Source organism: Halorubrum sp. AJ67 (assembly GCF_000513435.1).
On the sequence record NZ_CBVY010000012.1, the window covers coordinates 21,903 to 27,642 of the forward strand.

General features: G+C 66.2%; 5 protein-coding genes. 3 read left to right on the forward strand and 2 right to left on the reverse strand.

From position 1 onward, the window contains the following. Nucleotides 1–234 (forward strand): hypothetical protein (locus tag BN903_RS10560; RefSeq protein ID WP_048077697.1); only part of this gene is annotated, 234 nt, incomplete at its 5' end. Nucleotides 235–277: 43 nt separating this feature from the next. On the opposite strand, the gene BN903_RS10565 is transcribed toward BN903_RS10560, so the two are convergent. Then, entirely contained in the window at nt 278–1,387 is a 1,110-nt protein-coding gene (locus tag BN903_RS10565) for an alanine--glyoxylate aminotransferase family protein (RefSeq protein WP_048077753.1), read from the reverse strand. Between the two features lie 215 nt (nt 1,388–1,602). On the opposite strand from BN903_RS10565, the gene BN903_RS10570 reads away from it, so the two are divergent. Then, on the forward strand, nt 1,603–3,981 hold the full coding sequence (locus BN903_RS10570; RefSeq protein ID WP_048077754.1) for an amino acid permease: 2,379 nt from the start codon (nt 1,603–1,605) through the stop codon (nt 3,979–3,981). A gap of 53 nt (nt 3,982–4,034) precedes the next feature. Here the strand turns inward: BN903_RS10570 and BN903_RS10575 are convergent, their stop codons facing one another. Continuing rightward, complete coding sequence (locus BN903_RS10575) at nt 4,035–4,292, reverse strand: hypothetical protein (protein WP_048077698.1); 258 nt, start codon at nt 4,290–4,292, stop codon at nt 4,035–4,037. Between the two features lie 132 nt (nt 4,293–4,424). Here BN903_RS10575 and BN903_RS10580 point away from each other — a divergent pair, with 132 nt between their 5' ends. Beyond that, nucleotides 4,425–4,739 (forward strand): RPA12/RPB9/RPC11 RNA polymerase family protein, encoded by a 315-nt coding sequence (locus BN903_RS10580; protein ID WP_048077699.1) that lies wholly within the window; start codon nt 4,425–4,427, stop codon nt 4,737–4,739. Nucleotides 4,740–5,740 lie beyond the last annotated feature (1,001 nt).

A 5,740-nucleotide genomic window follows, 5' to 3' on the forward strand; every position in this document is an offset into this window, starting at 1 on the left:
CGTCGCGCGATCGACCGAGGGGAGGCCGCGCTCGGCGTCGGTGCGGACGCCGTCGACGGGAACGGCGGGGGCAACGCGAGCGAATTGGACGACGACGACCCGGCGGAGCCGCTCGACACGGGCGACATCGTCGATGTCGGCGACCACGCCTTCGTCGTCGCGGGGGTCGACCGGACCGAGACCGGCGGTCGAATCTATCGGATCGAGCGCGTCGCCGACCGCGACGGGGACTGACTCGCGTTCGGACGGACGGGGGCCGCTAAAACAGCTTGCCGAGCTACAGGTCCGCGACGTCCTCGATGGCGTCGGTGAGTTCCTTCACGCTCTCGACGGTGTGTTCGCCCATGTGGCCGATCCGGAACGTCTCCTCGCCGATGTCGCCGTAGCCGTTCGAGAAGGCCATGTCGTACTCCTCGCTCACTTCCTCGATGGTCGCGGCCACGTCGATCCCCCGCGTGTTCTCGATACAGGCGACCGTCTGCGACTCGTAGCCCTCCTCGGGGAACATCGCGAAGTGTTCGTCGGCCCAGTCGTGAACGTATTCGGTCATCTCGCGGTGGCGCTCGTCGCGGGCGCGGTGGCCCTCGTCGAGCATGTGTTTCATCTGCTTGCGGTACGCTAACATGATCGGGATCGCGGGCGTCGAGTGGGTCTGGCCCTTCCGGTCGTAGTAGTCGATCGTGCGGCGGAAGCCGCCGTACCACGAGGAGTCACCCTTCTCGGTCTCGCGATCGTAGGCGTCGTCGCTGACGACGCAGACGGCGAGTCCCGGGGGCATCGCGAACGCCTTCTGGGTGGACGCGAAGATCGCGTCGATGCCGTGGGCGTCGATGTCGACGTAGTCGCCGCCGAGCGAGGAGACGGCGTCGACCGCGAAGTAGGTGTCCGGGTACTCTTTGAGTACGTCGCCGATCTCCTCGATCGGATTGCGGACGCCCGTCGACGACTCGTTCATCACACCGGCGACCATGTCGTAGTGCCCGTCGGCGGACTCGATCGCCTCGCGGACGTCCTCGGGCTTGACGGCCTCGCCCCACTCGTACTCCAGCCGGGTGACGTCCTTGCCGAGCCGCTCGGCGACGTTGGCGTAGCGCTCGCTGAACGCGCCGCAGGTCGGGACGAGGACGTGCTCGTCGACGAGGTTGAGCGTCGTCGCCTCCCAGAACTCCGTGCCGGAGCCGGTGAGGATGACGACCTCGTTGTCGGTGCCGAGGAACTCCTTCGTGTCCTCGACGATGGTGGTGTACAGATCGGTCATCCGGTCCATCCGGTGGCCGAACGTCGATTCCGTCATCGCCTCGATCACGTCCTCGCGGACCTCCGTCGGGCCGGGGATGTACAGCGTCTTGTCGTCGTAGTCGTCGCGGTATTCGCGTTTCTTCGTCACGGGATCCACCTGTTAGATCGTACCGGGACGCGTGAGGGTATGGACCTTGTGTTCCGCTCAAAAGGCGCAATCCGATTCGGCTCGCTCCTCTCGGAGGCGGCCCCGGCTTCCGAAGACGGCGCGGTCGACCGGATCAACCGGGTTTATACGAACAGAGCAGAGAAATGTGGTATGATACACGCCCGGAGAGTCACAACCGCCCGAGGTGGCCCGCCGTGAGCGGAGACGAGGAACTGGCGAAGGACCTCGGGCCGCTCGCGGCGCTCACCATCGGGATCGGGACGATGATCGGCGCGGGCATCTTCGTCCTGCCCGGCACCGCGGTCGCCCGCGCCGGCCCCCTCGCCGCGTTCACGTTCGTCCTCGGCGGCGTGATCGCACTGTTCACCGCGCTGTCCGCCTCCGAACTCGGGACGGCGATGCCGAAGTCCGGCGGTGCGTACTTCTACGTCAACCGCGCGCTCGGCCCGCTGTTCGGGTCGATCGCCGGCTGGGCGAACTGGCTCGGACTCGCCTTCGCCTCCGCGTTCTACATGTACGGCTTCGGCGAGTACGTCAACGCGCTCGTCGGCCTCGATCCGGTCGGGCTCGGTCCCATCACGCTGGAGGCGGCGCAGGTGATCGGGCTGGCCGGCGCGCTGCTTTTCATCGCGGTCAACTACTTCGGCGCGAAGGAGACCGGCGGCCTCCAGATTGTCATCGTGATGTCGCTTCTGGGCATCCTCGCCGTCTTCACCGTCGTCGGCCTGCTGAACGCCGACATGGACTCGCTGCGGCCGCTCGCGCCCCCGGGCACGACGAGCCAGATCCTCCCGGTGACCGGGATCATCTTCGTCTCGTATCTGGGGTTCGTCCAGATCACGTCGGTCGCGGAAGAGATCAAGGACCCGGGTCGGAACCTCCCGCTCGCGGTCCTCGGCTCGGTCGTGATCGTCACGGTCGTGTACGCGCTGTTCCTGCTGGTGCTGCTCGCGGCGGTGCCGAACGAACTCGTCGCGAACAACGAGACCGCGGTCGTCGACGCCGCCAGACTGCTGTTCGGCAACTACGAGGTGTTCGGCTACTCGCTCGGCGCGGTCGGTGCCGGCATGCTCCTGATCGGCGGGCTGCTCGCGACCGCCTCGTCGGCGAACGCCTCCATCCTCTCGTCGTCGCGGATCAACTTCGCGATGGGCCGCGAGAAGATCGTCACCCCGAAGCTCAACGAGATCCACGAGCGGTTCGGGACGCCCTACAAGTCGATCGCGCTCACCGGGGCGCTCATCATCCTCTTCCTCGTCGCCGGGGGTGTCGAGTCGCTGTCGGCGATGGGCTCCGTGCTCCACCTCATCGTCTACGGCCTGCTCAACATCGCGCTGATCGTGATGCGCGAGTCGGAGGTCGAGGGGTACGACCCGGACTTCGAGGTCCCCCTCTACCCCGCAGTGCCGATAATCGGTGCGCTGTCGTCGTTCGCGCTGATCGTCTACATCGAACCGCGGATCATCGCCATCTCCGGCGGCCTCGTCGCCTTCGCGCTGCTCTGGTATCTGCTGTACGCTCGCGGAAAGGTGGAGGCGCGCGGCGTGTTGGGGACGTGGATCCTCGACCGCTCCGACGACCTGCCGAAGGCCGCCGTGTCGGCCGCCACGTCGGTCCAGCCGAGCGGGGACGACTACCGCGTGATGGTGCCGATCGCGAACCCCCGCACCGAGGAACACCTGATCACGCTCGCGTCGGCCATCGCCAAGCAGCGGAACGGGACCGTCGTCGCGGTCAACATCGCGAACGTGCCCGACCAGACCTCGCTGGAGGCGGCGCGCGACCGCGGCGCACACGAGGCGGCACACAGCCTGCTTGACAAGGCTCGCGACGACGCCGAGACGTTCGGCGTCGACGTCGAGACCCACGTCGTCTTATCGCACCGCGTGTTCGAGGAGGTGTTCGACGCCGCGCGCACCTACGGGGCCGACATGACCGTGATGGGCTGGGGCGAGGACTCCCACGGGGCTCCGGGGCGCGCCGAGTCCGCCATCGACGAGCTGGCGTACTCGCTGCCCTCCGACTTCCTCGTGTTCCGCGACCGCGGGTTCGACCCCTCGCGCATCCTCGTGCCGACGGCCGGCGGTCCGGCCTCGGATCTCTCCGGCGCGGTGGCGAAGATGCTTCAGGTCGAGTTCGACGGCGAGGTCACGCTGCTCCACGTCACCGAGGCGGGCGAGGAGGAGGCGGGCCGCGCGTTCCTCTCCGAGTGGGCCGACGCGCACGACCTCTCGGACGCGACGCTCCGGATCGAGACCGGCGACGTCGAGACCAGCATCGAGCGCGCCGCCCGCGACGCGACGATGCTGATCATCGGGGCGACACAGAAGGGACTGCTCTCGCGGCTGGTGCGGGGGTCGCTCGTGTTGGACGTGCTCGGCGAGGTGAACTGCTCCGTGCTGCTCGCCGAACCGCGGAGCGACCGCGGACTCCTCAACCGGCTGTTCGGGAGCGGCGCGCGGTCGAACGACGTCACCGACGCGACCGCGACGCCCGCCGACACCGGTGTCGAGCCGGAGCCGACGACGCCCGAGGTCGGCGAGGAGTCGGACGAGCGGTCGGGCGAGCACTGACGCGATCGGCGCTTTTCTGAACCGCTTCGGCCGGATTCGGAGACCGCCCCGTGTCAGCCCCAGTGCCAGAAGTGGTTGCCGTCGTCTTCGACCGGATCGGTGCGCTCGCGGAGGTCGGCCACGTCTTCGGCGGTCGGTTCGTGATCGTCCGGGAGCCGCTCCATACAGTCGAAACAGAGGAAGAACTCCGAGCCGTCGGTGAGTTCTAAGGTCAGTCCCTGCGTCGACTCGAATGCGAAGTTCCACAGGTCGCCGATCCCGCCGGCGATCCGCACGGACCGCTCGCAGACGTCGCACGACTCGGAGGCCATACGTCGTGTACGGGTCCCGCGGGGTAAGGCGTGTCGGGACGCCTCCCTCGGACGCCTCCGAGCGGTTGCCGGAAGTCCGCGACGGGTCGGAAGTTAACACATATATCCGACAGCCGTCTGTCTCTACGTCAGATGAAGTTCTGTGACAAGTGTGGATCGATGATGCACACGGACGGCGACAGGTGGGTGTGTCGCTCCTGCGAGAACGAGGAGCCGCGGGACTCGGGGGCGGAAGCGGCGATGGCGACCCGCGACGGACAGCGGGACGACGGCGCGCCCGCCGTGGCCGACGCGACGCAGGACTCCGCCGAGACGGTACAGGAGCCGTGTCCGGCGGCCGACTGTGACAGCGACCGGGCCACCTCCGAGATGATGCCGAAGCCGGGCGGCTCCTACGAGGTCCGGCTGTTCACCTGCGTCGAGTGCGGCCACAAGTGGCGTGAGTGATCAGGGGTGTCGTGTGAAATCGGTCGGATCGCCCGCCGGTCGCTACGAGACGGTTACTGCTACGGACACGACCGCTGAAGCCCCAGCTACTACGAAGCCGACGTTGTGACCGAGACCGCCGAAGCCCCAGTCGGGAGGCGGCCAGACGCTCGCTGTGCTCCTCGTCACTCGCTTCGCTCGTTCCTGCGGTGTCGCCGGCGGCTTTGCCGCCGGCTGCCCGTGGCGCGTAGCGCCACGCTGCTTGCGTCGCCTCCGCCCGCCTCACGGCTGCCCCTTCGAGTCCCGCCCCGCACAGCAACAGCACCTCACGCCTCCCCAGCCTCGTCGCTGGCGGCCGTCGCTTCGCTCCGACCGCCAGCGACTCCCTCGCGCGGTGCTGCTTCGCGGTCGCCGGTGGCGACCGCTCGCAGGCACGCGCCACCGCTGTCTATTTATAAGCGGCTTTGTTGAAATACTCAGAAAGTGACATATTCCAATCCGGTTGCGATCAATACAGACGAAGGATGTAAGATCGAAGAAGGATACGATAAATATGGCAAGTTATTATAGTTATTCTACTCAGAAACTGCTATGAGCGATCTGAGAGAGATGCTATTCGCAATCGAGATCACATTAGTAGGCATTACCGCCGCTGTGCTCTCGGTTCTTTATAATTCATTTTTGCTAAGTGTGATTGCTGGGGGAACGACCATTTTCGGGTTGCTTGGAGCAATAATAGTACGTAGGCGCGCCCGCAGACACTGACGGCGTTCAGTTTCGCAGCTCCCGTCGACCGGCTGTTTCATATCACTTTATGTCTGAAGAATAAGATTTCAACAGAGCCTTATAAGCATATTCTCGGCGTGTGGTCACTGTTTATGAGCGATGAGCCGCGGACGCTACCCATTTCCGCGTCGCGATCGAATCGAGGGTAATGACGACGACACCGGCGATCCCGCCGGATCCGACGACGAGGTCTCGGCCGACGCCGACGACCCCGACCAACTCCGACGACGCGCCCG